At 64.8% G+C, this 23,037-nt stretch carries 28 protein-coding genes; 6 read left to right on the plus strand and 22 right to left on the minus strand.

Annotated features, from left to right (window positions below):
* The first annotated feature begins 139 nt into the window (after positions 1 to 139).
* The 4 genes from rpsU (at position 140) to IM784_RS12240 (ending at position 2,403) form a co-directional block, all read left to right on the plus strand.
* Positions 140 to 346, plus strand: coding sequence for a 30S ribosomal protein S21 (gene rpsU / locus IM784_RS12225; protein WP_199555625.1), 207 nt, complete (start codon positions 140 to 142; stop codon positions 344 to 346).
* A gap of 11 nt (positions 347 to 357) precedes the next feature.
* Positions 358 to 879, plus strand: a complete 522-nt coding sequence (locus IM784_RS12230) for an FKBP-type peptidyl-prolyl cis-trans isomerase (RefSeq protein ID WP_199555626.1) — start codon at positions 358 to 360, stop codon at positions 877 to 879.
* Between the two features lie 103 nt (positions 880 to 982).
* A complete protein-coding gene (locus IM784_RS12235) occupies positions 983 to 1,384 on the plus strand; it encodes a DUF805 domain-containing protein (protein WP_199555627.1) in 402 nt (133 codons plus the stop codon).
* Positions 1,385 to 1,446: 62 nt separating this feature from the next.
* A complete protein-coding gene (locus tag IM784_RS12240; RefSeq protein ID WP_199555628.1) occupies positions 1,447 to 2,403 on the plus strand; it encodes a hypothetical protein in 957 nt (318 codons plus the stop codon).
* 1 nt (position 2,404) lies between these two features.
* Here the strand turns inward: IM784_RS12240 and IM784_RS12245 are convergent, their stop codons facing one another.
* From IM784_RS12245 to aroQ, 5 genes are all read right to left on the minus strand, one after another.
* Positions 2,405 to 3,697, minus strand: a complete 1,293-nt coding sequence (locus IM784_RS12245; RefSeq protein WP_199555629.1) for an Hsp70 family protein — start codon at positions 3,695 to 3,697, stop codon at positions 2,405 to 2,407.
* A gap of 44 nt (positions 3,698 to 3,741) precedes the next feature.
* A complete protein-coding gene (locus tag IM784_RS12250; RefSeq protein ID WP_199555630.1) occupies positions 3,742 to 4,176 on the minus strand; it encodes an ester cyclase in 435 nt (144 codons plus the stop codon).
* A gap of 176 nt (positions 4,177 to 4,352) precedes the next feature.
* Positions 4,353 to 5,705 carry an acetyl-CoA carboxylase biotin carboxylase subunit gene (accC, locus tag IM784_RS12255; protein ID WP_199555631.1) on the minus strand — a complete coding sequence of 451 codons (1,353 nt, stop codon included), beginning with the start codon at positions 5,703 to 5,705 and terminating at the stop codon, positions 4,353 to 4,355.
* A 5-nt stretch (positions 5,706 to 5,710) separates the two neighbouring features.
* Positions 5,711 to 6,181 (minus strand): acetyl-CoA carboxylase biotin carboxyl carrier protein, encoded by a 471-nt coding sequence (gene accB, locus IM784_RS12260; RefSeq protein ID WP_235977145.1) that lies wholly within the window; start codon positions 6,179 to 6,181, stop codon positions 5,711 to 5,713.
* A gap of 27 nt (positions 6,182 to 6,208) precedes the next feature.
* Entirely contained in the window at positions 6,209 to 6,658 is a 450-nt protein-coding gene (aroQ, locus tag IM784_RS12265) for a type II 3-dehydroquinate dehydratase (protein ID WP_199555632.1), read from the minus strand.
* A gap of 48 nt (positions 6,659 to 6,706) precedes the next feature.
* Here aroQ and thiS point away from each other — a divergent pair, with 48 nt between their 5' ends.
* Positions 6,707 to 7,711, plus strand: coding sequence for a sulfur carrier protein ThiS (gene thiS, locus IM784_RS12270; protein WP_199555633.1), 1,005 nt, complete (start codon positions 6,707 to 6,709; stop codon positions 7,709 to 7,711).
* Positions 7,712 to 7,721: 10 nt separating this feature from the next.
* On the opposite strand, the gene IM784_RS12275 is transcribed toward thiS, so the two are convergent.
* On the minus strand, positions 7,722 to 8,813 hold the full coding sequence (locus IM784_RS12275; protein ID WP_199555634.1) for a hypothetical protein: 1,092 nt from the start codon (positions 8,811 to 8,813) through the stop codon (positions 7,722 to 7,724).
* 111 nt (positions 8,814 to 8,924) lie between these two features.
* On the opposite strand from IM784_RS12275, the gene IM784_RS12280 reads away from it, so the two are divergent.
* Positions 8,925 to 9,353: a DUF1801 domain-containing protein gene (locus IM784_RS12280; RefSeq protein WP_328799525.1), complete on the plus strand. Its 429-nt coding sequence runs from the start codon at positions 8,925 to 8,927 to the stop codon at positions 9,351 to 9,353.
* 4 nt (positions 9,354 to 9,357) lie between these two features.
* Here IM784_RS12280 and IM784_RS12285 read toward each other — a convergent pair whose 3' ends face one another.
* The 16 genes from IM784_RS12285 to obgE form a co-directional block, all read right to left on the minus strand.
* Complete coding sequence (locus IM784_RS12285; RefSeq protein ID WP_199555635.1) at positions 9,358 to 10,137, minus strand: hypothetical protein; 780 nt, start codon at positions 10,135 to 10,137, stop codon at positions 9,358 to 9,360.
* A gap of 105 nt (positions 10,138 to 10,242) precedes the next feature.
* Complete coding sequence (gene bioB / locus IM784_RS12290) at positions 10,243 to 11,229, minus strand: biotin synthase BioB (protein WP_199555636.1); 987 nt, start codon at positions 11,227 to 11,229, stop codon at positions 10,243 to 10,245.
* Between the two features lie 76 nt (positions 11,230 to 11,305).
* A complete protein-coding gene (locus tag IM784_RS12295; RefSeq protein WP_328799526.1) occupies positions 11,306 to 11,788 on the minus strand; it encodes an RNA pyrophosphohydrolase in 483 nt (160 codons plus the stop codon).
* Between the two features lie 22 nt (positions 11,789 to 11,810).
* Entirely contained in the window at positions 11,811 to 12,734 is a 924-nt protein-coding gene (locus IM784_RS12300; RefSeq protein ID WP_199555637.1) for an alpha/beta hydrolase, read from the minus strand.
* A gap of 27 nt (positions 12,735 to 12,761) precedes the next feature.
* Entirely contained in the window at positions 12,762 to 13,547 is a 786-nt protein-coding gene (locus IM784_RS12305; protein WP_199555638.1) for an NAD kinase, read from the minus strand.
* A gap of 8 nt (positions 13,548 to 13,555) precedes the next feature.
* Positions 13,556 to 14,554 (minus strand): GTP 3',8-cyclase MoaA, encoded by a 999-nt coding sequence (moaA, locus tag IM784_RS12310; RefSeq protein ID WP_199555639.1) that lies wholly within the window; start codon positions 14,552 to 14,554, stop codon positions 13,556 to 13,558.
* A gap of 59 nt (positions 14,555 to 14,613) precedes the next feature.
* Positions 14,614 to 15,186: a manganese efflux pump MntP gene (locus tag IM784_RS12315; RefSeq protein ID WP_199555640.1), complete on the minus strand. Its 573-nt coding sequence runs from the start codon at positions 15,184 to 15,186 to the stop codon at positions 14,614 to 14,616.
* Between the two features lie 234 nt (positions 15,187 to 15,420).
* Positions 15,421 to 15,954: a demethoxyubiquinone hydroxylase family protein gene (locus tag IM784_RS12320; RefSeq protein ID WP_235977148.1), complete on the minus strand. Its 534-nt coding sequence runs from the start codon at positions 15,952 to 15,954 to the stop codon at positions 15,421 to 15,423.
* Positions 15,951 to 16,424, minus strand: coding sequence for a disulfide bond formation protein B (locus tag IM784_RS12325; RefSeq protein ID WP_199555641.1), 474 nt, complete (start codon positions 16,422 to 16,424; stop codon positions 15,951 to 15,953). Before IM784_RS12325 ends, IM784_RS12320 begins: the two co-directional genes overlap by 4 nt.
* Positions 16,421 to 17,758 carry a S41 family peptidase gene (locus IM784_RS12330; protein WP_199555642.1) on the minus strand — a complete coding sequence of 446 codons (1,338 nt, stop codon included), beginning with the start codon at positions 17,756 to 17,758 and terminating at the stop codon, positions 16,421 to 16,423. Before IM784_RS12330 ends, IM784_RS12325 begins: the two co-directional genes overlap by 4 nt.
* Before the next feature lie 89 nt (positions 17,759 to 17,847).
* Positions 17,848 to 18,267, minus strand: coding sequence for a 23S rRNA (pseudouridine(1915)-N(3))-methyltransferase RlmH (locus tag IM784_RS12335; RefSeq protein ID WP_199555712.1), 420 nt, complete (start codon positions 18,265 to 18,267; stop codon positions 17,848 to 17,850).
* Positions 18,268 to 18,508: 241 nt separating this feature from the next.
* Complete coding sequence (rsfS, locus tag IM784_RS12340) at positions 18,509 to 18,895, minus strand: ribosome silencing factor (RefSeq protein ID WP_199555643.1); 387 nt, start codon at positions 18,893 to 18,895, stop codon at positions 18,509 to 18,511.
* Complete coding sequence (locus IM784_RS12345) at positions 18,892 to 19,503, minus strand: nicotinate-nucleotide adenylyltransferase (RefSeq protein WP_199555644.1); 612 nt, start codon at positions 19,501 to 19,503, stop codon at positions 18,892 to 18,894. The genes rsfS and IM784_RS12345 overlap by 4 nt, the downstream gene beginning before the upstream one ends.
* Positions 19,504 to 19,531: 28 nt before the next feature.
* Positions 19,532 to 20,764 carry a glutamate-5-semialdehyde dehydrogenase gene (locus IM784_RS12350; RefSeq protein ID WP_199555713.1) on the minus strand — a complete coding sequence of 411 codons (1,233 nt, stop codon included), beginning with the start codon at positions 20,762 to 20,764 and terminating at the stop codon, positions 19,532 to 19,534.
* A 49-nt stretch (positions 20,765 to 20,813) separates the two neighbouring features.
* Positions 20,814 to 21,938, minus strand: a complete 1,125-nt coding sequence (proB, locus tag IM784_RS12355; RefSeq protein ID WP_199555645.1) for a glutamate 5-kinase — start codon at positions 21,936 to 21,938, stop codon at positions 20,814 to 20,816.
* Positions 21,938 to 22,963, minus strand: a complete 1,026-nt coding sequence (obgE, locus tag IM784_RS12360; RefSeq protein ID WP_199555646.1) for a GTPase ObgE — start codon at positions 22,961 to 22,963, stop codon at positions 21,938 to 21,940. Before obgE ends, proB begins: the two co-directional genes overlap by 1 nt.
* Between the last annotated feature and the right edge of the window lie 74 nt (positions 22,964 to 23,037).

Consider the following 23,037-nt stretch of genomic DNA (forward strand, 5'->3'; position numbering starts at 1 on the left):
CTTTGCTATGGGCCCGCCAGCGACGCCGGCCACCCGGCGGCGAACCCGATTCTGTTCGGGCCAGCCGTCAACGCGCTGCCGGCTACAAGAGTTTGAATTATCTCAGGTTTACTACTTTCAGGAAGGTGCTGACCTTTTTATGCAGATCATGGTTCGCGACAACAATGTCGATCAGGCTCTCCGCGCGCTCAAGAAGAAGCTGCAGCGTGAAGGTGTGTATCGCGAAATGAAGCTGCGCCGCCATTACGAGAAGCCGTCGGAAAAGCGCGCCCGCGAAAAGGCCGCCGCCATCCGCCGCGCCCGCAAGCTGGACCGCAAGCGCGCCGAGCGCGACGGTCAGCGCTAAGCGCTCCGAAAATGGCTGATTCGACCGCTCCGGGCGCAAAGTCCGGTGGTTCAGGTCTGGGCAAGTGGATCGTCGCGGGTGTCGTGCTGTCGACGGCTGCCGTCGCCCTGGCGCTCGCAGGCACCTCGTCGCTCCGCGCCCCCGCGCGGGAAGCGAACAGCTTCCTCGTCTCTAATGCGGAGAAACCCGGCGTGAAGACAACGGCCAGCGGCCTGCAGGTCGAAATGCTGGCAGCGGGCGAAGGCCCGACGCCCACCGCCACCGACACCGTCCTCGTCCACTACGAGGGGCGTCTGGCCGACGGCACCGTCTTCGATTCCAGCTACCAGCGCGGTCAGCCCGCTGTGTTCGGTGTCGGCGACGTGATCCCGGGCTGGACGGAAGGGCTGCAACTGATGCGCCCGGGCGGCAAGGCCCGCTTCACCATCCCGCCCGAACTCGGCTACGGTGCCAGCGGCGCCGGCGGCGTGATCCCGCCCAACGCGGTTCTGGTGTTCGATGTCGAACTGCTGGCAATCGCTCCCAAGCGGTAACCTATTCTCAACTTGACCAATAACAGGCGGCAGGCCAACCTGCCGCCTGTCTTTGTTTTGCAGCAGGTCCAACTGCTGCTGGTTTCGGTTCGGGGGGAAGATCATGGGCTTTTCAGACGCTGTTCGTACCTGTCTCGGGAAATACGCCACCTTCTCAGGCCGCGCCTCCCGCTCCGAATATTGGTGGTTCTACCTCTTCACATTCCTCGTCTTCTTCGCGCTGACCATCCTCGACATGGTCGCGTTCGGCTACAATCCCGAAGACCCGACATCCTATCCAAAGCTTGTGCTGATCGGCCTCGTCGCGATCTTCCTGCCGATGCTGTCGGCTGCGATCCGCCGCCTGCACGATACCGACCGCAGCGGCTGGTGGTATCTGATCGGCCTTGTCCCGATCGTCGGCGGCATTGTCCTCCTGATTTTCCTGATCCTGAAGGGCACCGAAGGCGCAAACCGCTTCGGCCCCGATCCGCTTGGATCAGACGCCCACGGCATTTTCGACTGATCGTCGCAACCGGCGCCGCGCTATGGCTGGCGCCATTCCGCAGCTGGCGCCATGATGCCCCCATGCGCGCCGCAATCCCCATCCTGCTCCTCGCCGCCCCGCTCCTTGTTGCCGCTCCGCTGCGTGCAAAGCCCGTCCCCCTCGTCGAACTTACCGCCAATCCGATCCCCCTCACCACCGTCCAGCTGAAGCGCGGCAGCCTGCCCGTCCGCGTCAGCCTCGGCTTCGACAAGGCGATGCTGCTGAACCTCCAGCCCGCCCTCGATCTGAAGCTGAAACCCTTCCCCATCATCGGCAAGTTCAAGCTGAAAAACCCACAGCTCCCCGGCGGCGAAGCGACCATCCGCGGCAACCTCATCACCGCCAACGTCGGCGGCACCGGCGACCAGAAACTTCCCACCGCCTGGATCGACAAGGATGTTGTCCCCGCCCCGCAGGCCGGCGTCGTCTCGGTCATGGCCTTCGACGCAGACCGCGTCCGCATCCACAACCCGACGGCCCCCACCGCCGGCACCCGTACCTTCCGCCTCGCCCGCGCGGGCAAGGGCGACAGCGACATGCTCTGGAAGGCCGGCAGGGAAAAGGTTCACATCGTCTTCGATTTCACCAGCGAGGCGACGGTCATGAACGCCGCCGCCGCCACAGTCCTGGAGCGCGAAGGCCTCGTCCGCCGCACCGGCCGCGTCGGTCTGTGGTCCCCGGTCCCGGCGCTCAAGCTGCCGGTTGAAACCCTCACCCCCACTGCAGGCGCCGAAATTCTCGGTCTTCCGCTCATGCGCCCAAACGCCCGCATCACCAAGGCCCGCGCGGAAGAGCTGGACGCCCGCGCCGCCGCCGGCATCACCGGAGACAGCCAGGAAGACCCCGACGCCATCGTCGTCACGGCCGAAAAGGAAAAGGGCAAACGCCGCGAACCCTGGATGCTGATCGGCCGTGACGTGCTGCGCTACTGCTCCACGGTAGAGCTGGACCGCCCCGGCGCCGCATGGGAACTGACCTGCGCCTTCCCGGGCCAATAGCTCACACCACCCAGGCCCCAATATCCGGCTCGTTCCCGATCAGCGCCAGCCCATGCGCAATAGAGGTGAGTTCACCCCCGGTCGCTATCCGTTCGTCGCCAAAGCGCTCGGCAAACAGCCGGGCCACGCGCGGCACCAGCGAAGTCCCGCCGGTAAGGAACACCCGGTCGATCTCCGCCGCTGCAACCCCCGCCTTCGCCAGCGCCCGATCCACCGCCGCTTCCATCGCCGCCACATCCGGCGCGATCCACCGCTCAAACTCCGCCCGCGTAACCTCCGCCTCGATCGCCAGCCCGGCCCCGGCAAAGCGGAACACCGCGCTTTCCGCCACCGAAAGCTCGCGCTTCACCTGTCCCACCGCCTCGTGCAGCGGAAAGCCCAGCTCCTGCTCGATCACGGCCATCATCCGCCCGATCGCCTCCGGGTCCAGCGCCGATCGCCGCAGCGACTCCAGCTCCGCCATGGTCCGCTTGTTGTGCATCAGCGCCAGCCGCGACCAGTCGGCAAAATCGGCGAAATAGCCCGGCGGTATATCCAGCACCTTGTCGAACGAGCGATAACGCCCGCCCTTGCCCAACAGAGGCATCACCAGATGGTCGACAATCCGCGCATCGAATCGGTCGCCGGCAATCCCCACCCCGTCATGCCCCAGCGGCACGCAGCGCTGCACCGCACCCGGTGCCTCGATCCGCACCACGGAAAAATCGCTGGTGCCGCCGCCGAAATCCGCCACCAGGATCGTCGCCGGCTCGCTGATGCGAGAGGCATAGCTGAACGCCGCCCCCAGCGGCTCATAGACATAGTGCAGTTCGGCCCCCAGCCCGGCAAACATCGCGTCATAGCGCTGCCGCGCCAGCTTCTCGTCCGGCCGATAGCCGGCATAGACCACCGGCCGCCCCACAATCACCCGCGAAGCGCCCCGAAATGCCCCCTTCGCCCGCAGCGCCATCTTCTCCAGGAACGCCCCGCCCAGCTGCTCGAACTTGTAGCGCCGCTCGAAGATCGTCGCATGTTCAAAGGTCGCATTCGCCGCCACCGACTTGAACGACTGCAAGAACCGGCTGCCCCCCGGATAGGCCAGATATTCCGCAATCGCCCAGGGCCCCGCCTCATGGGCGATGCCTTTGCGAAACCCCTCATCTTCCCAGAAGCACAGGGCAGAGCGAAACGCCGCCTCCGGCCCATCCGGCGAATCCAGCATCAACAGGTCGGAAACGCCGCCGCGCGCAACGGCCGCCACCGAATTGGTGGTGCCGAAATCAAGGCCAAGGGTGAAGGGAGCAGAATCGGGCATGGGGGGCGGCTGCTACACATTTGCGTCCCCAAGAGCAAAGGCCTTCAGCCCGCCGCGACGTTCCGCTGCAACTGTTGAAAAACCCCCAGCCGGTCGGCAATCTGCCAATGACCGGTCAGCCGATCCTCCGCATCGAACAGATAGAGCGTCGCCCCAGACATCCGGATCCTATGCCCCGTCGCCGGATACCCGGGAATATCGCCCGCATGCGTGGCTTCCCACAGCCAGGTCATCACCACCCCGTCGCCGTCCGCGAACATCCCCTGCACGTCGAACCGCTGATCGGGAAACGCAGCCCGCGATTGCACCAGCCGCTCGCGGAATCCCTGCAGGTCCAGGGTCCGGCCTTCCCACGGGTCACCCGGGTCGTGGTGAATGGTATAGGCCGGCGCCAGATAATCGCCCGCCGCCTCGGCATCGCCGTCATCCCAAACCTGCCGGATGAAGCGCGCCAGCAGTTCCTTGCGTCCAGTCGTCATCAGCCTGTCCTACAAACCCCGGTTCATGCCACAAGGCATGGGTGCAGGCGGCAAACCACCTCGCAAATTTCCCTGTCCTACAGCCAGCCCATCGGCTACGCGCGCCCGCCCACGCAGGAGTCACTGGGAAGTTTGGGAAGTTTCCCCCTGCGGAACACCAACAGAGGGAAACAGAATCAGACCTGCGGAGCCTTCTTCGCCAGCAAGGCTTCCAGCCACTTGATGCTGTAATCGCCGCTGATGAAGTCCGGCTCGTCCATCAGCCGCTGGTGCAGCGGGATGGTCGTCTTGATTCCGGAAACCACCATTTCCTCCAGCGCCCGCTTCATCCGCGCAATCGCTTCCTCGCGGGTGTCGGCATGCACGATCAGCTTGGCGATCAGGCTGTCATAGGTCGGCGGCACCCGATAACCGGAATAGAGCGCGCTATCGATCCGCACGCCAGGCCCGCCGGCTGCGTGGAACTCGTTCACCAGTCCCGGCGAAGGCGCGAAGGTCTGCGGGTCTTCCGCATTGATCCGCGCCTCGATGGCGTGGCCCTTCAAATGCACGTCGGCCTGCGTCTTCGACAGCGGCATCCCAGCCGCCACGCGGATCTGTTCCTTGACCAGGTCCATGCCGGTCAGCAGCTCCGTCACCGGATGCTCCACCTGCAGGCGGGTATTCATCTCGATGAAGTAGAACTCGCCATCTTCCCACAGGAACTCGATCGTGCCGGCGCCGCGGTATTTCATGTCCGCCATCGCCTTGGCGCAGATAAGCCCCATGCGGTTGCGGTCGACCTCGCCCAGCGCCGGGGAGGTCGCTTCCTCCAGCACCTTCTGATGCCGCCGCTGCAGCGAACAGTCACGCTCACCCAGATGGATGGCAGCACCCTTGCCGTCGCCAAACACCTGGAACTCGATGTGGCGCGGGTTGGAAAGATATTTCTCGATATAGACGGCGTCATGGCCAAAGGCGGCCTTCGCCTCCTGCCGCGCCTGTCGAAACGCGCCTTCCAGCATGGCGGCGTTTTCCACCACCTTCATGCCGCGGCCACCACCGCCGGCTGCGGCCTTCACCAGCACCGGATAGCCGAACTTCTCGGCAACAGCGCGGGCTTCGTCCACCGTCTCCACGGCCCCATCGGAACCGGGCACCAGGGGCAGCCCCAGTGCGCCTGCCGTACGCTTCGCCTCCACCTTGTCGCCCATCGTCCGGATATGATCCGGGGACGGCCCGATCCAGGTGATCCGATGCTCCTCCACGATCTCGGCAAAGCGCGCGTTCTCGGAAAGGAAGCCATAGCCGGGGTGGATGGCATCGGCCTGCGCGATTTCCGCCGCAGCGATGATGTTCGGGATGTTCAGATAGCTGTCGGAGGCCGGCGGCGGCCCGATGCAGATCGCCTCGTCGGCCAGCCGCACATGCTTGGCGGTGGCGTCGGCGGTCGAATGCACGGCAACCGTCTTGATGCCCATTTCACGCGCCGCACGCAGGATGCGCAGCGCAATCTCGCCCCGGTTGGCGATCAGGATCTTGCGGAACATGCCCGTTATTCGATGATCACAAGCGGCTGGTCATATTCGACCGGCTGCTCGTTGCTGACGAGGATGGACTTCACCTTGCCGCCCTTGGGGGCAACGATCGGGTTCATCACCTTCATCGCTTCCACGATCAGCAGCGTGTCGCCTTCCTTCACGGAAGCGCCGACCTCGACATAATTTTTCGCCCCCGGTTCAGGAGACAGATAGGCAGTGCCCACCATCGGCGATTTCACAGTACCAGGATGCTCGGCAGGGGCAGCAGCAGAAGGCGCAGCTGCCGCAGGCGCGGGAGCCGCCGCCACGGGCGCAGGCGCAGCCGCCGCCACCGCGACGCCGCCGCGCGCCACGCGAATGGCGCGGTCGCCGTCATGCACTTCGATTTCGGTAAGGTTGGTTTCGTCCAGCAGCGCGGCAAGCTGGCGCACCAGCGCCACTTCAACCCGCATGCTGTCGCTTTCCCCCGTCTTGGAAGCAGCCATTCTATAGTCCCTTTGGGTAAATATGAATTAGCCGCGCTCTTGCCGCATCCGCGCGGCGGCGTCCAGCGCAAGGGCATATCCGGCCGCGCCAAAGCCCTGAATAACGCCAGCCGCAACCGGCGAGACATGGCTCACATGGCGAAAGGATTCGCGCGCGGCTGGATTGGAAAGATGCACCTCGATCACCGGCACCGGGATCGACTTGATCGCATCCCGCAGGGCGATAGACGTGTGCGTATAGGCGCCAGCATTCAGGATCACCGCCAGCGCTCTTCGCCCGGCGGCCTCGTGCAGCCAGTCGATCAGATGGCCTTCATGGTTCGATTGGCGCAGATCCACTTCGATCCCCAGATTGTCGCCCTGCGTCACCAGCATGTTGGCGATATCGTCCAGCGTCGTCTTGCCATAGACCTCGGGCTCCCGCGTCCCCAACAGGTTCAGGTTCGGGCCGTTCAGCACGAGAACAAGATCAGCCAAGCGTCGCCTCCGGTTGAGCAAATGGTCTGGCGGCTTATAGAGGCATTCATGCAAATCGCCATCACCCTGAACGGAGAGCCGCGCAGCATCGCTGACGGCACCCATGTCGCCGACCTCGTCGCCAGCCTGGAGCTGAAAAAGGGCAGGGTGGCGGTGGAGCGCAATCGCGAGATCGTGCCGATGAGCCAGTGGGGCGAAGTCGCCCTTGCAGACGGCGACGCGCTGGAAATCGTCCACTTCGTAGGCGGCGGGCAGGATGACAGCTGGCCAACCGGCGGTAACCCCGGCGATACTTGGACGGTCGCCGGCCGCACCTTCAATTCCCGCCTCATAGTCGGGACCGGCAAGTACAAGGACTATGCGCTGAACGCTGCCGCAGCCGAGGCATCGGGCGCGGAAATCGTCACCGTCGCCGTCCGCCGCGTGAACCTCACCGACAGGTCGCAGCCGCTGCTGACCGATTTCCTCGATCCGAAACGCTACACCTATCTGCCCAACACGGCCGGCTGTTTCACCGCAGACGATGCGCTGCGGACGCTGCGCCTCGCGCGCGAAGCCGGCGGCTGGAACCTCGTGAAGCTCGAAGTGCTGGCCGACGCGAAAACACTCTACCCGGACGTCGTCGAAACCCTGAAAGCGACCGAAACTCTCGTGAGGGAGGGCTTCGACGTGATGGTCTACACCACCGACGACCCCATCGTGGCCAAGCGCCTGGAGGAAGCGGGCGCTGCCGCGATCATGCCGCTGGGCGCCCCCATCGGCTCCGGCCTCGGCATCCAGAACCGCATCACCATCCGCCTCATCGTCGAACAATCGAAGGTGCCGGTGCTGGTCGACGCAGGCGTAGGCACCGCGTCGGACGCCGCCATCGCCATGGAACTCGGCTGCGACGGCGTTCTCATGAACACCGCCATCGCCGAAGCCAAGGATCCGGTCCGCATGGCCCGCGCGATGAAGGCGGCGGTCGAATCCGGGCGCGACGCCTATCTCGCCGGCCGCATGCCGCTACGCCGCTACGCCGATCCCTCAAGTCCGTTGGCAGGCTTGATTTAGCGGCCTGCCGTCAGTTCAGGGCAGAAGAATATTTCTTACTGATACGGGACAGGATGTCCGGAACAAGGCGCTCCGCAAATCCGGCAATGAACGCCAGCAACAGAATCTTGAAAAAGTCAGCGCCCGAATTCAGTCCCAAGGCAACAGAATGCCTGCATCCGAGCGTGTCCAGGGCATTGGCGACAGGTTTTTCATCCTTGCCATTCTGTGCGACCATGCAGGTAGCTGACATGTTCGGGCGCCCAGACGGGGCATTCCTGTCGGGCGGAACAACCGCATCGGGAGCATTTGCTTGTTGATCCAAATTTGCGGAAACGATCGATTGGGTTGCCTTTTCTCCGGCTCTGGCGGGCGCTGCCAGTTCCAACGCGCCCGCCATTACTATGCAGTACATCAAGAGGGCGAATATCCCGCCCCAAAGAGCCGAGAGGGAAATACCGATCCAGCCTAATCTCAGGCCGATCAACTCGAAAAGGCCATCTTGGGTCATCGCATCGTTGGCGACAGCGGTCTGCAGCCGCTGCATCACACTAGTGGCGGCGCCCAACACGCCACATACAAAGAGCAGCGATAATGCGCTGTTGATTGTATAAGCCGTTGCAGCAGCAATGAGAACGATAATGAAAAGAAACAGCTTTAGTCTATTTATCGACTTCTCACGATAGAAATTTATCAGAATGTCGGAATGAATTACCTCAAGCAGCGCCAATGTCTGCTGACGCAAAAATCTGGTGTCTTTCCATTGGCGTTCGCCTTTAGAAGGGATACTGGCCATATAGGATGTCTGGGATGATGTCGGAACGATGCGCCGGAATCTGTCTTCGACTGCCCAGAATCGCGCAGTAACATGTTCGTCCGGTAAAATCTCCGCAAGCTTGATCTCTATGGCAAAAAGCTGCGTGAAGTTCGGTTCGATTTTAGAAATTTCAGCTTCCAAAGCATTGCGAATTTTATCCTGCTCGGCAAGCTTTTGCGGATAACCTGGATCGGCTGGGTTCAGAGTGATGAAATTGTCTCGAAGTGACTGCCCGTAGCCAGAAGTTACAAAACTGACCCCACTGAACTGCTCAATGAGACTGTTCCAGACCGCTTGCCATGACATGGCGATTCTCCATACCCAGAAACACATTATCTATCTTGGCGCGCGAGATGTGACTGTGCGTTTGATCACAAGAATGGAGAAGCAGTTGCTCTATCGCTAAAGGATTGAAATGTGATCGATAAAGAAGACGAACCCCGCCTACTCAGCGGCGGCAACCCGCAAATGCCCAAGGGTGACGGTGACGCCTCGGTGCAGGCCTATATCGCCGCCATGCCCGGCTGGAAGCAGGCCATCGGCCGCCGCATCGACTCCACGGTCAGCGAAACGGTCCCCGGCGTCCGCAAGGCGGTGAAATGGAACTCGCCCTTCTATGGCTCGCCCGACGGCAAGGAGGCCGGCTGGTTCCTCGTCTTCCACTGCTTCAACCGCTATGTGAAAATCACCTTCTTCCGGGGCCAGTCGCTCAGCCCGATGCCGCCAGAACCGTCAAAAAGCGGCGACACCCGCTACGTCCACATCCACGAAGACCAGGACTTCGACTGGGTACAGTTCGCGGACTGGGTCCGGCAGGCACACATCCTGCCGGGCGAGCGGCTTTAGCCTGTCAGTCAAATTCCGGCATAGGAGTCTCTTGCAAAGCAAGGCTTACGGCTCCCACATTTGCGGCTATCGGCCTGATGCGTCCATCCGAACCCAGGGAAAAATTCGGCTTGTTGATTGCAAGATGCAGTAAAGGAAGCGTGCGGGATTTCATCATAAGCCCAGCGAAACTCTTCATGTCGAGCTTCTTGCCGTTCTTCGTTTCCGCCGCTTCTCTCATAACGCCCCAGCCATTGATGTATGCGCGCGCCGCATATCCCAGCTGAATTGCAAGCAGCTCGTTCACCATGGGAGTGACATTGAAGGGTTGATCCGGCCTCAGCTTAGAGGCTTCATCCTTCATTCGCTGTTGGATCTTCGCGATTTCTGCAGTGTTTGAAGCCGCATTCTGTGCCCGCTCTGCCAGAAAACCCAGCAGGAATACCAAGTCGTTCGGGTTATTTGTGGAATAATCCAGTGTGTCGGAGCGTCCGCTTTCCACGGTGGAGAATTTCGCAATGATATCCGTCGTCAGATAGATGATGCCGCTGTCATACCAGCCCTGCAACTCACGACCTTGCCGATTGATGGCCTGTTCAGGCGCAACGATCCTTATCTCCTTCAGTCGGCCGTCCGCAACCAGCGCACGAAATTGCGCGGCGAGCATTTGCGAAGAATTGCTTGCCGCCAATATCTTCTCCGCGCTGGCGGCTCCGCCGGTAACATTCTCTGCGACATTTATAGGAACAGGGGCTGCTGCAACAGCAGCCGCAACACTGAGAACCGACATATACACCAACGCCATGCACATAACCTTCGTTAAGCGAGCACCCAGCCTGCATGTGCAACTCGCCGCTGGCAATAGAAGTGCACCCCGACCTCAGTGATAGCCCGCGCCGTGCGCCTGATGCTACTCGGTCGCCTCTAGCACCATATCCGTCAGCCCCAGCCGCTCGAACAGCGCCGCATCGGCGTTCGCGCCGGCATTGCCCGTCGTCAGCAGCTTGTCGCCGGTGAACATGCTGTTGGCACCGGCCAGGAAACACAGCGCCTGCGTGGAGGCCGACATGCTCTCCCGTCCGGCCGACAGCCGCACCATCGATCCCGGCATCAGGATGCGCGCCACCGCCACCGTCCGCACGAACTCGATCTCGTCGATCTCGCCCATCGGCGTGCCGCGCAGCATATCGCCCAGCGGCGTCCCCGCCACCGGAACCAGCTGGTTGATCGGCACCGATTCCGGGTGCGCCGGCAAGGTCGCCAGCGCGTGCAGGAAGCCGATCCGGTCCTCCCGCGCCTCGCCCATGCCCACGATCCCACCGCAGCACACCGAGATCCCCGCCTCGCGCACATGCTCCAGCGTATCCAGCCGGTCACCATAGGTGCGCGTGGTCACCACCTGCCCATAATATTCCGGCGAGCTGTCGAGATTGTGGTTGTAGTAATCCAGCCCGGCATCGGCAAAACGCCCGGCCTGATCCGGCGTCAGCATCCCCAGCGTCATGCAGGTTTCCAGCCCCAGCGCCTTCACCTCGCGCACCATCTCCAGCAGCGGCGCCATGTCCCGCTCCTTCGGCGAACGCCAGGCCGCTCCCATGCAGAAACGTGTCGAACCGCCGTCACGCGCGGCCTTCGCCGCTTCCACCACGTCCTCCAGTCCCGACAGCTTCGTCGCCTTCAGCCCCGTCTCGAACGCCGCCGACTGGCTGCAATAGCCGCAATTCTCGGCACATCCGCCGGTCTTGATCGACAGCAGGGTGGAACGCTGCACGGCGTTCGCATCGAAGCGCGCCCGGTGCACCTGCTGCGCCTGCCACAGCAGATCGTTAAAGGGCAGATCGAACAGCGCCGCGATTTCGGCCCGGCTCCAGTCGGTGCGGATTTGCGGCTGCTGCATGCGATCTCCTGTTTTCTTGTGCGCTGCACCACTGCCCGCGCGATTCCCGCGCGGTCAAGAGCAACCACTGACAGGATCAGGCGATTTTCGGCCCCAGCTCCGCCACAAGCTGCCGATACAGATCGCGCTTGAAGGGCACGATCAACTCGGCCAGCTGCGCCAGATCAGCCCATTGCCACGCCTTGAATTCCGCATGGCCGGCCGCGGCGTGGGCCATCAGGTCCACGTCCGCGTCCGTTCCCAGAAAACGCAGCGCATACCAGCGCTGCCGCTGGCCGCGATACCGCCCCTTCCAGATTGTCCCCACCAGTTCGGGCGGCAGGTCATAGGTCAGCCAGTCGTCGGTGCCGGCAATCAGCTCGACAAGATGAGGCTTAACCCCCGTCTCCTCCTCCATCTCGCGCAGCGCCGCCTGATAGGGGTCTTCACCTGGATCGATGCCGCCCTGCGGCATCTGCCAGGCTTCCACCACCGAATCGAAGCGCTGGCCGACAAAGACGCGGCCGGCGCCGTTCACCAGCATCACGCCAACGCCCGCCCGATAGGGGAGATCCTTCACGCTATTCTTCCTTCCGCGTCGTTCACGCGAGCAGCGCCTTCAGATCAGCCACTTGCCCCTCAAGATCGGCCTGCGCCGAAGGCAGCGCCCCGCGCAGCTGCGCCGAGCCGTGGATCTGCCCGGCCGCCTCGCGGAAGATCACCCGGTTACCGCCGGCAATCAGCTTCCCCGCATAGGCCCGGCCCTGGTCGCGCAGCGGGTCCAGCCCGCAGGTGAACACCAGGGCCGGTGGCAGGTCCGCCCAATCGTCGGACAGTGCCGGCGACGCCAGCGGGCTGGTCACTTCGGCAGCATAATGCCCGCCAAACCAGGCCATTCCAGCTGCCGTCAGCAGATAGCCTTCCGCAAATTCCTCCATCGAACCGGTGGCGTTTGTCATGTCGACACCCGGATAGATCAGCCACTGCGCCAGCACCTTCAGCTCCTTGCGCAGCGCGCGCGCCGCAATGGCGGAAAGATTGCCGCCCGCCGAATCGCCACAGAACAGCAGCGGCCCCGCTTTGAACCCCAGCGCCGATGGCGAACCCGCCACCCAGCGCGCCGCCGCCAGCGCATCGTCCACGGCCGCCGGCCACACCGCCTCCGGCGCCAGCCGATAATCGACGGCAATGGCGTTCCAGCCGGTCAGTTTCGCAATTTCGCCGACCAGGCTGTTGTGCGAATCGAGATCGCCGATCACCCAGCCGCCGCCGTGATAGAAAACCACCGTCGGTCCATCGGCGGCGGCATTGGCCGGCCTGTAAGTCCGCGCCCGGATGGCGCCCGCGGGCCCGGGAATCTCGATGTCAGCCGTCGCCACACCTTCCGGCAGCGGACGCTCGGCAATCTGTCCCATCTGCACATACATGGCACGCGCCGTCGCCGGGTCCACCTCGTGCATCTGCGGCCCCGGAACCGAGGCCATCATCGTCAGCAGCTGCTGCACATCCTCCCGCACAAACACCATCTTCCACTCTCCCCAAATCCGGCCTGTTTAGCTCAGAAATTGCTCCATCACGATCCGGTCATCCAGCGCATAGTCCGGATCGAACAGCAGCTCGAGCCGGCGCGACAGGTCATAGCTCACCTTTACGTGCCGCACGTCTCGCACTTCTACCTGGTCGGCAACCGCGCTCACCGGGCGCCGTTCGCTTTCCAATATGCGAAACTCGACAACGGACTTGTTGGAAACCAGCGCCCCCCGCCAGCGCCGCGGCCGGAAAGGGCTCAGCGCCGTCAGCGCCAGCAGATCGCAGTCCAGCGGCAGGATTGGGCCCCCGGCGGAAAGATTATAGGCCGTGGACCCGGCGGGCGAGGCCACCATCACCCCGTCGCAAGCCAGCTCGTCCAGCCGCACCTTGCCGTCGATCATGATCTCGATCTTGGCCGCCTGCCGCGTTTCGCGCAGCAGCGACACCTCGTTGATCGCCGGCGACACCACGCGCCGCCCGTCCGCCGTCGTCGCCTCCATCACCAGCGGCGACAGGAAGAAGCTCTTCGCCGCCGCCACGCGCGCGACCAGATTTTCCACGCCATAATCGTTCATCAGGAAGCCGACCGTCCCACGGTTCATCCCGAACACCGGCTTCGGTGACACCGAATCCAGGATCCGGTGCAGCACCGACAACATGAAGCCGTCGCCGCCCAGCGCGATCAGCCGATCCGTCTCGGGCCATTCGGCAAACGGGTGCGCCGCGCGCAGCTCCGCCTCGGCAAGCTCCGCCTGCGGCGTCTTCGACACGAGCAGCCCCAGCTTCAACGCCCCGTTCCCCTGCGTCATCAAAGCCCTCAGCCGCCCGTCATCGACATATGGCGGCCAACCGCAGGTTCCGCAGCGCGGCGCTCGATCACGAAGTCATGCCCCTTCGGCTTCAGCAGCATAGCCCGGTCCAGCGCTGCATCCAGCGCATCCGGCCCGCCCGAGCGCAGCAGATCGCGCAGCTCCACCCGATCCTCCTGCCCCAGGCACATGAACAGCGTGCCTGTCGCCGTCACCCGCACACGGTTGCAGCTCTCGCAGAAGTTATGCGTCAGCGGCGTGATGAAGCCCAGCTTCTGGCCCGTCTCAGCCACCCGAACATAGCGCGCAGGGCCGCCCGTCCGCTCGGTCAGCGGCACCAGCGTCAACCGCCGCTCCAGCTCCCGCCGAACCTCGCTCAGCGGCAGATAGCGATCGGTACGATCCTCCTCGATCAGCCCCAGGGGCATCGTCTCGATGAAGGTGAGGTCAAAGCCGCGCTCGCCGCACCAGCTCGCCATCGAGGATATCTCGTCCTCGTTCAGCCCCTTCAGCGCCACCATGTTGATCTTCACGCCAAGCCCCGCCGCCTTCGCAGCCGCAATCCCCTCCAGCACCGGCCCGATCTCGCCGCGCCGCGTGATCGCGCGGAAGCGTCCGGCATCCAGCGTATCCAGGCTCACATTCACCCGCCGCACGCCGGCTGCGAACAGGGGCTCGGCAAAACGCGCCAGCTGGCTGCCGTTGGTCGTCAGCGTCAGTTCGTCCAGTCCGGAGCCGATATGCCGGGAAAGCCCTTGCACCAACTCCAGAAATCCCTTTCGCACCAGTGGCTCGCCGCCGGTAAGCCGGAGTCGCGAAACCCCGCGCGCCACGAATGCCGAGCCGATGGCGTCCAGTTCCTCCAGCGTCAGCACGTCGCGCTTCGGCAGGAACTCCATCTCGGTCGGCATACAATAGCTGCAGCGGAAATCGCAACGATCCGTCACCGAGAGCCGCACATAGGAAATGCGCCGCCCAAAGCCGTCGATGAGAGGACGCGGTGCCATCCCGCCTATCTAGGCACTGTCCGCGCGTTGCACAAAGGTTGAAATAGGAGAGGGCGCGCTTAGCCGCCCAGATAGCCCAGATGCTCCAGCAGGATCGCAAGGCCCAGCCCGATCAGCGCGATGCCGGCCACCAGCTCCGCCATCTTGCCGAAGCGCACGCCAACGGCCTTGCCGATCAGCATGCCGATGGTGGTGAGGACAAAGGTGGTAAAGCCGATCGAGGCGGCAATGATCAGGATATCGGCACCGATGAAGGCAAGGCCGACGCCCACGGCGGCGGCGTCGATACTGGTGCCGATGGCCGTTGCGATCAGCACCCACGGCCCCGTTTTCCGAGGCAGGTCCTCCTCCCCCTCCGCTTCCACGCGGCGGCTCTGGCGGATCATGTTGGTGCCCACCAGCGCCAGCAGCCCGAAGGCGATCCAATGATCCACCTGCTCCACATAGCCGGCAGCGGCAATGCCCAAGGACCAGCCGATCAGCGGTGTGATCGCCTCGATGATGCCGAACACCAGCCCGGCCTTGATGGCGGCGGGAGCCGTCGGCCGGTGCGAAGCACCGCGCCCGACAGCCGCGGCAAAGGCATCGGCCGACATGCTGAGCGAGAGGACCAAGATGGCAACAGGAGTCATGTAAACTTCCACCGGGCACACGACGCAGCGCGTTCGAAACCCGGCCGGTACGGGTTGCGAACACGCTGGTCTCGCAAGGCGGAAAATCAGTCCGCCGATCGCGCCACGCGCCCTGCACCGCAAGGCGACGAGTATGTTGACACGATCCCGGCATGAACGCGCCGGAAGCTACTCCCCAACGCCGGCGTCCCTAGAGGCAAAAGCGGGCGCGAACAAGCCGGCGCGCGGAACGCTTCAGATCTTTTCCGCCACGCGGATGGCGGCCCGGCATCCGGCGCGGATCACCGCCGACATCAGCGGATAGGCAACGGCCTGCTCGGCGCCATGCGCCACCGCCGTCTCGCGGTGCTCCACTTCCTCGGCCTGGAATTCGGCGATCATGCCCTCCAGCTCCGGGTCGCTGCCGTCCAGCAGGTCGCGCTGCGCCTGATAGTGGCGATCGATCTCGGTCTCGACGGCGGCGGTCACCGCCATGGCCGCTTTCGGCCCGACCAGCGCCGAGACTGCCCCCAGCGCAAAGCCTGCCGCATGCCACACCGGCATCAGCAGGGTAGGCCGCACGCCCCGCTCTGCGATCATGCGGTCGAACGCCTTCAGATGCCGGTCTTCCTGGCTGGCCATGCGGGCGATTTCGCCCGCCACCGGCCCGCGCGTGCCCATCACCGCCAGCTGCCCGGCATAGATGCGCGCGGCGCCATATTCCCCGGCATGGTCTACGCGGATCATCGAATTGCTGTCCGCACCGGGATCGCCAGCCAGCCTGGTCATGCCATCTTCCTCGAGAATATCAGCACCGCCTTGGCACAGATGGCCGCGCCCAGCGACACCAGCGCATTCCAGCCGGCCATGGAAATGCCCAGCAGGCTCCAGGGGATCTGGTCGCAGCGCACCAGCGGCGCATGCATCAGGCTGTCCAGCATGTCCGCCTGGCTCATGCCGGCGGCAACCGGCGCGGTGCAGGCAGTAATCCCTTCCCACCAGCCCTGCTCGACGCCCGCGTGGAACAGGCCAAGGCCTGCCGCCCCCAGCATCGCCACGACGGCCAGCCAGGCCAGCGCGCGATTTCCCGTCAGATAGGCAGCGCCCGCCACCGCCAGCACGGCGAGATGCGCGTAGCGCTGCCAGTAGCACATCTCGCACGGCGCCAGTCCGCCGATGAACTGGAAGCCAAGCGCGCCAAGCAGTAGCGCGCCCGAAGTCGCGAACAGCAGCAATGGCGCCTGCTTCTCGGCAATCATTTGGTTGTGGCAGCCACCTGCACGGCGGGCGGTGCCGACGGGCCAAGCCGCCCCACCAGCCGCACGGCATAGTCCAGCTGGAAGTCGGTGACGCCCTGCTTCTTCAGCTCCTCGGCGGTCATCTTGAAGCGCGGATCGGGCTTGCCGTCATCTTCCACCAGCTTCTCGTCCACCGCCTTTTCCGCGATCAGGTGATTGCGGAGATCGGCTTCGCGCAGCCGCGGACGGTCGTTGCGCGTGGTGTCCGTCAGCTGCGGCACCACGATATCCGGCTCGATCCCGGCTTCCTGCACCGAACGGCCGGCCGGGGTGTAGTAGCGCGCCGTCGTCAGCCGCAGCCCGCTATCCGGCCCCAGCGGGATCAGCGTCTGCACGCTGCCCTTGCCAAAGCTCCGCTGGCCGATCACGATCGCGCGCTTCTGGTCCTGCAGCGCGCCGGCAACGATTTCCGCCGCCGAGGCCGAACCTTCGTCCACCAGCACCACAATGGGCTTGCCGCCGCTCAAATCGTCGGAACGGGCATAGTAGCGCTCGATATCGCCCTTGGCCCGGCCGCGCTGGGAAACAATTTCGCCGCGCTCCAGGAAGGTGTCGGACACGTCGATCGCCTGATCCAGCAGCCCGCCGGGGTTGGAACGCAGATCGATGACGAAGCCCGAAAGATTCGGCCCGATCTTGCTCGTCAGCTCGGTGACGGCCTGCCGGGTGGCTTCGCCAGTCTGCCGGTTGAAGCTGGAAATGCGGATCACGCCGACATTGCCCTTGGCTTCCCACTTCACCGGGCGAACCTTGATCACTTCGCGCGTCAGATTGAAGGTCAGCGGCTTCGGCGCGCCCGGGCGCACCACGGTCAGCTTGATCGAGGTGCCCGGCTTGCCGCGCATCTTGTCCACCGCCTCGTTCAGCGTGCTGCCGAATATCAGCTGGTCGTCCAGATGGGTGATGAAGTCGCCGGACTTGATGCCGGCCCGCGCGGCAGGTGTATCGTCGGTGGGCGCCACCACGCGCACCGCGCCGTCCTCGGTCGAAACCGTCAGGCCCAGACCGCCATATTCGCCATCGGTCTGGCTGCGCATCGCCTCGCTGTCGCGCGCGTCGAGGTAACTGGAATGCGGGTCCAGGCTCGCCAGCATCCCATTGATGGCGCCCTCGATCAGCTTCTTGTCGTCGACCGGCTCCACATAGGATTCGCGCACCTTCAGGAACACGTCCATCAACGTGTCGAGCTCGCGCCAGGTCTCATTCTCGCGAGCGGCGCTCACCGCAGTCGGCACGGTAATCGCCAGCACAGCACCGGCAGACGCAGCAAGAAGAGTATGGGCAATAGGCTTCATCGACAGACCCTCAAGCACCCGCACACAGCGAGTCGTAGTCTTTAGCGCATAAGCTTAGCAGCTTGAACGCGACGTGAAAGCGGCAGGCCTCATCCTTCACGATGATAGGGGTGCCCCGTGATGATCGACCAGGCGCGATACAGCTGCTCGGCCAGCATCGCCCGCGCCAACATGTGCGGCCAGGTGGCCGGCCCAAACGCCAGCACCAGATCGGCCGCCGCCCGCGTTTCCGCCGTATGCCCGTCCGCAGGGCCCAGCAGGAAACGTACGTCGCGCACCCCCTCGTCGCGCCACTGGCCCAGCTTCGCCGCCAGCGCAGCGCTGGAAACCGCCGCGCCCCGCTCGTCCAGCGCAACGGTGCGGCTTCCCGCAGGCGCGGGCGGAATGGCACTGCCTTCCGATAATTCGGAAACCGTCGCGCCCCACGGAATGCGTTTCAGATAACGCGCCACCAGCTCAGCCTCAGGCCCGCGCCCGGCCTTGCCATAGGCGATGATCGAGAACTTCAGGGCCTCACGCCTCCGCGGCACCTCGGGCGCAGCCCGCAAGCGCGACCGCGCGCCCGCGCAAGTGCGCGGAACCGGCGCGGAGCGCCGCACCAAAACCGGGCGCAGCCCGCAAGCGCGACCGCGCGCCCGCGCAAGTGCGCGGAAGCGGCCGCAGGCCGCCCAAGAATCAAGGCTTCGCAGCCCGCAAGCGCGACCGCGCGCCCGCGCAAGTGCGCGGAACCGGCCGCAGGCCGACCAAAAATCAAGGCTTCGCAGCCAGCGCCCGCACCGGCGCCCCATCGGCGTCAAACGCCCACATCTTCTCCAGCCCGTAGAACTGCCGCACTTCCGGGCGGAACAGGTGCACGATCACATCATGCGCGTCGATCAGCACCCAGTCGGCAGAGGCAAGGCCCTCCACCCGCACATTGGTCTTCAGCTGCTGCTTCACGTCGCTTTCGATGCGCTGCGCCAGCGCCGCCACCTGCCGCGTCGAGCGGCCGGACGCGATCACCATATGGTCGGCAATCGCGCTCTTCCCCGCCAGCGGGATGGTGACGACTTCTTCCGCCTGCCCATCCTCCAGCGCTTTCAGGATAAGGGCGTGAAGTGCTTCGACATGCGCTTCGGCGCGGGATTGGTCGGTCAAGCGGCAGGTTCCTGTTTCTCGAGAATGTCGTCGGCCCAGTCGGGGTCAGACCGGCGGAGTGCGGTGGCAGAGGTGGTATCCAGCCCCAGGTTCACCTGTGCGATGGCGGGCAGATCCCAGCTCCTCCATCCGGCGGCGTTCCTGTGGCGGTATCGCCTCAGCCAGCCCATGGCCGGGGCAGACTGGCTGCGTCCATGATAGAGCGGCCGCGCCATCACCACAATCGGAACCTGCCGGGCGATTTCGCGCCACGCGGCCCAGCGATGGAACTGCAACAGGTTGTCCGATCCCATCAGCCACACGAAGCGAACCTGCGGAAACCGCCGTTTCAGCGCCTGAAGGGTGTCGATGGTCAGCTGCGTGCCGAGCTCGGCCTCAATGGCGGTGGGCCGGATGCGCGGATGCCGCGCAACCCGCTTCGCCGAAGCCAGCCGCGCCGCCAGCGGCGCCATCCCCGCCACCGGCTTCAGCGGGTTCTGCGGGGAAACCAGCCACCAGATCTCGTCCAGGCCCAGCCGCTCCAGCGCCGCCAGGCTCATCCGCCGGTGGCCGCCATGCGCCGGGTTGAACGAACCGCCCAGCAGCCCGACCGAAAACCCCTTTCTCAAACCGGGCCGAGGCCGGATGGCCTCCCTCTCAAGGTCTGACCTGTCCGGTTCCGATAACGACGGTCTTGTAGGTGGTCAGCCCTTCCAGCGCGACCGGCCCGCGCGCGTGCAGCCGGCCGGTCGCAATCCCGATCTCGGCGCCAAAGCCGAACTCGCCACCATCGGCAAACTGGGTCGAGGCGTTCCACAGCACGATCGCCGAATCGACGGCCGACAGGAATCGATCGGCAACGCCCGCATCCTCGGTGACGATGGCATCGGTGTGGGAGCTTCCGTGCGCGGCGATATGCGCTACTGCTTCCGCCACTCCATCCACGCTGGCAACCGCGCAGATGGCTTCCAGATACTCGGTATCCCAATCCTCGGGCCCGGCCGGCTTCAGCCGCGAATCCAGCCCCAGCAGATCGTCGGTCACCCGCAGCTCGCACCCTGCGTCCAGCAAGGCCGTCAGCAGGGCAGGGGTCCCGGCATAGGCCCGATCCACCAGCAACGTCTCCATCGCCCCGCACACACCGGTGCGCCGCATCTTGGCGTTCACGGCAATCGAAACCGCCTTCGCCGGATCGGCCGCCTTGTCCACATAGACGGCATTGTTCCCATCCAGATGCGCCAGCACCGGCACCCGTGCCTCGGCCTGCACCCGCGCCACCAACCCCTTGCCGCCGCGCGGAATCAGAATGTCGATGAGGCCAGCCGCGCCCAGCATTGCCCCGACCAGCTCGCGGTCGGCAGACGGCACCAGCTGGATCGCATCCGCCGGAAGACCCGCCTGTTCCAGCCCCGCCAGCATCGCCGCATGAATGGCCTTGCTGCTCGCCAGCGCCTCCGAGCCGCCGCGCAGGATGCAGGCATTCCCCGACATCAGGCACAGCGCGCCTGCATCCGCCGTCACATTGGGCCGGCTTTCATAGATGATGCCCACCACACCCAGCGGCACCCGCACCCGGCGGAACTGCAACCCGTTCGGCTGCGCCCATTCGCGGATCGTCTCGCCCACGGGGTCCGGCAGCGCCGCCACCACGTCCAGCCCGGCCGCCATCCCCTCGACTCGCGCCGGCGTCAGCAACAGCCGGTCGCGCATGGCTGGGGAAAGTTCGCTCGCGGCCTCCATGTCGGCGGCATTGGCCGCCAGAATCGCGCCTTCAGCGGCGCGAATCGCAGCTGCCATCGCCCGCACCGCTGCCGCTTTCTCCGCAGTCGTCGCCGTCGCCAGCCGCCGCGCAGTGCTACGCGCTCGCTCGCCCATATCGGCCATCAGCATCTTCGGAGTCGTCAAAGCGTTCACAGCATCACCAGTTGCCCCGTGATGCCTACAGCATCACCAATTGATCGCGATGGATTACCGCGCTGCGGGGTGCATAACCTAAAATTCCTGCGATGGCATCGCTGCGCTTGCCGGCAATCGCCCGCGCGTCCGCCGCATCATAGCTCACCAGCCCGCGCGCGATCGAACGACCGCCCTCGTCGACCACGTCGACGGCATCGCCACGCCGGAACTGCCCCTCGATGCCGATCAGCCCGGCCGCCAGCAGGCTCTTCCCCGCCTTCAGCGCCTTCGCGGCCCCGGCATCGATGGTGAGCTTCCCTTCCACCTGCATCCGCCCGGCGAGCCACGCCTTGCGCGCCTGCATCGGGTCGGGCGCGGTGAAGATGGTGCCGTGCCCGCTCCTGTCGAATGCCGCCAGCGGATGCTCGGGCTTCCCGGCGACAATCGCCACCGGTACCCCGGCCGCATGCGCAATCCGCGCTGCCTCCACCTTCGCCGCCATCCCGCCCGAGCCCATGCCGGAAGACGACGCCCGGCTCGCCATATGCGCGATCGCGGCAATGTCGGGCACGGTGTCGATGAACTCCGCCGAGGCGTCCTCCGAAGGGTTTGCCGTATAAAGCCCATCGATATCCGACAGCAGGATCAGCGCCTGTGCACCGGCCGCCTGCGCTGCCCGCGCCGCCAGCCGATCATTGTCGCCAAAGCGGATTTCCTCGGTCGCCACCGAATCATTCTCGTTCAGGATCGGCACCACGCCCAGCTGCAGCAGCCGGTCCAGCGTCGCAGAGGCATTCAGGAATCGCCGCCGGTCCTCGAAATCCCCCAGCGTCACCAGCATCTGCGCGGCAACTATGCCATGCTTCCCCAACAGCTCCGACCATAGCCCGGCCAGGATGATCTGCCCGGTAGCAGCGGCAGCCTGCGCATCCTCCAGGCTCGCCCGCCCGCCCTTGGCCAGCTTCAGCTTGCGCGACCCCAGCGCAATCGCGCCAGAGGAAACCAGGATGATCTGTTGCCCGGCTTTATAGCGTGCGGCCAGATCCGCAACGAGCGTTTCCAGCCATTCCCGCCGGACTTCGCCGTCAGCCGCAACCAGCAGCGACGAACCTACCTTCACCACCAGACGGCCTGCGGACGCAGGCGAAAAAGCTCCGGCGCGTTGCATCAGAGTGGCGACCAATCGCCGCCAGCCGACGCCTGTTCGGGGAAAACCTCCGCCAGTACCACGTCCAGCACCTTGTCCATCCCGGCCCCGGTCATCGCCGACGCCACCAGCGGCGGCACCCCGGTGCGCCGCTCGATGGCCTTGGACACCGCCGCGACCTTCTGCGGCGTCGCGGTATCGGATTTGGAGAGCACAACGATCTCCAGCTTGTCCTCAAGTCCGGCGCCATAGGCATCCAGTTCGCCGCGGACAATGTCATAGCCGTTGGTGGGCGCCTCGCCGCCGGCATCCACCAGATGCAGCAGCACCCGGCAGCGCTCGATATGGCCCAGGAATCGGTCACCGATTCCGGCGCCATCGGCCGCGCCGGCGATCAGCCCGGGGATGTCCGCCATCACGAACTCGCGGCCCTTGTGCGACACCACGCCAAGCTGCGGCTTCAGCGTGGTGAAGGCATAGGCCCCCACCTTGGCGCTGGCGTTGGTCACTGCATTCAGAAAGCTCGATTTGCCCGCATTCGGCAGCCCCACCAGCCCCACATCGGCCAGCAGCTTCAGCCGCAGCCACACGCTCATTTCCTGCCCGGGAAAACCCTTCTGGAACTGGCGCGGCGCGCGATTGGTAGAGGTCTTGTAGTGGGCATTGCCCTTGCCGCCGTCGCCGCCCTTCAGAAACAGCAGGCGGGTGCCCGGCGTGTCGAGGTCGGCGAGCAGGCTGCGCTCCTCGTCGTCGGCCAGGATCTGCGTGCCCACCGGCACCGGAATCACCAGCAGCTTGCCCTGCGCCCCGTGCCGGTCATTGCCCATGCCGCCATGCCCGCGCTCTGCCCGGAAGTGCTGGGTATAGCGGAAATCGATCAGCGTATTCAGCCCAGGCACCGCCTCGAAGACGATGTCGCCACCCTTGCCGCCATCGCCGCCGTTGGGGCCCCCATATTCGACGAATTTCTCCCGCCGAAAGCTCACGGCTCCGTCGCCGCCCCAGCCGGACTTCAGGTGAATTTTAGCCTGGTCGAGGAACATCATGGCAGAGGCAATCCAGTGGTGGATGGGAACGGTAGCACAGTCTGAACGGCAGCTAACAGCAAGGACATCGGCTG

The organism is Sandaracinobacteroides hominis, from assembly GCF_016464365.1.
Classification (GTDB): domain Bacteria; phylum Pseudomonadota; class Alphaproteobacteria; order Sphingomonadales; family Sphingomonadaceae; genus Sandaracinobacteroides; species Sandaracinobacteroides hominis.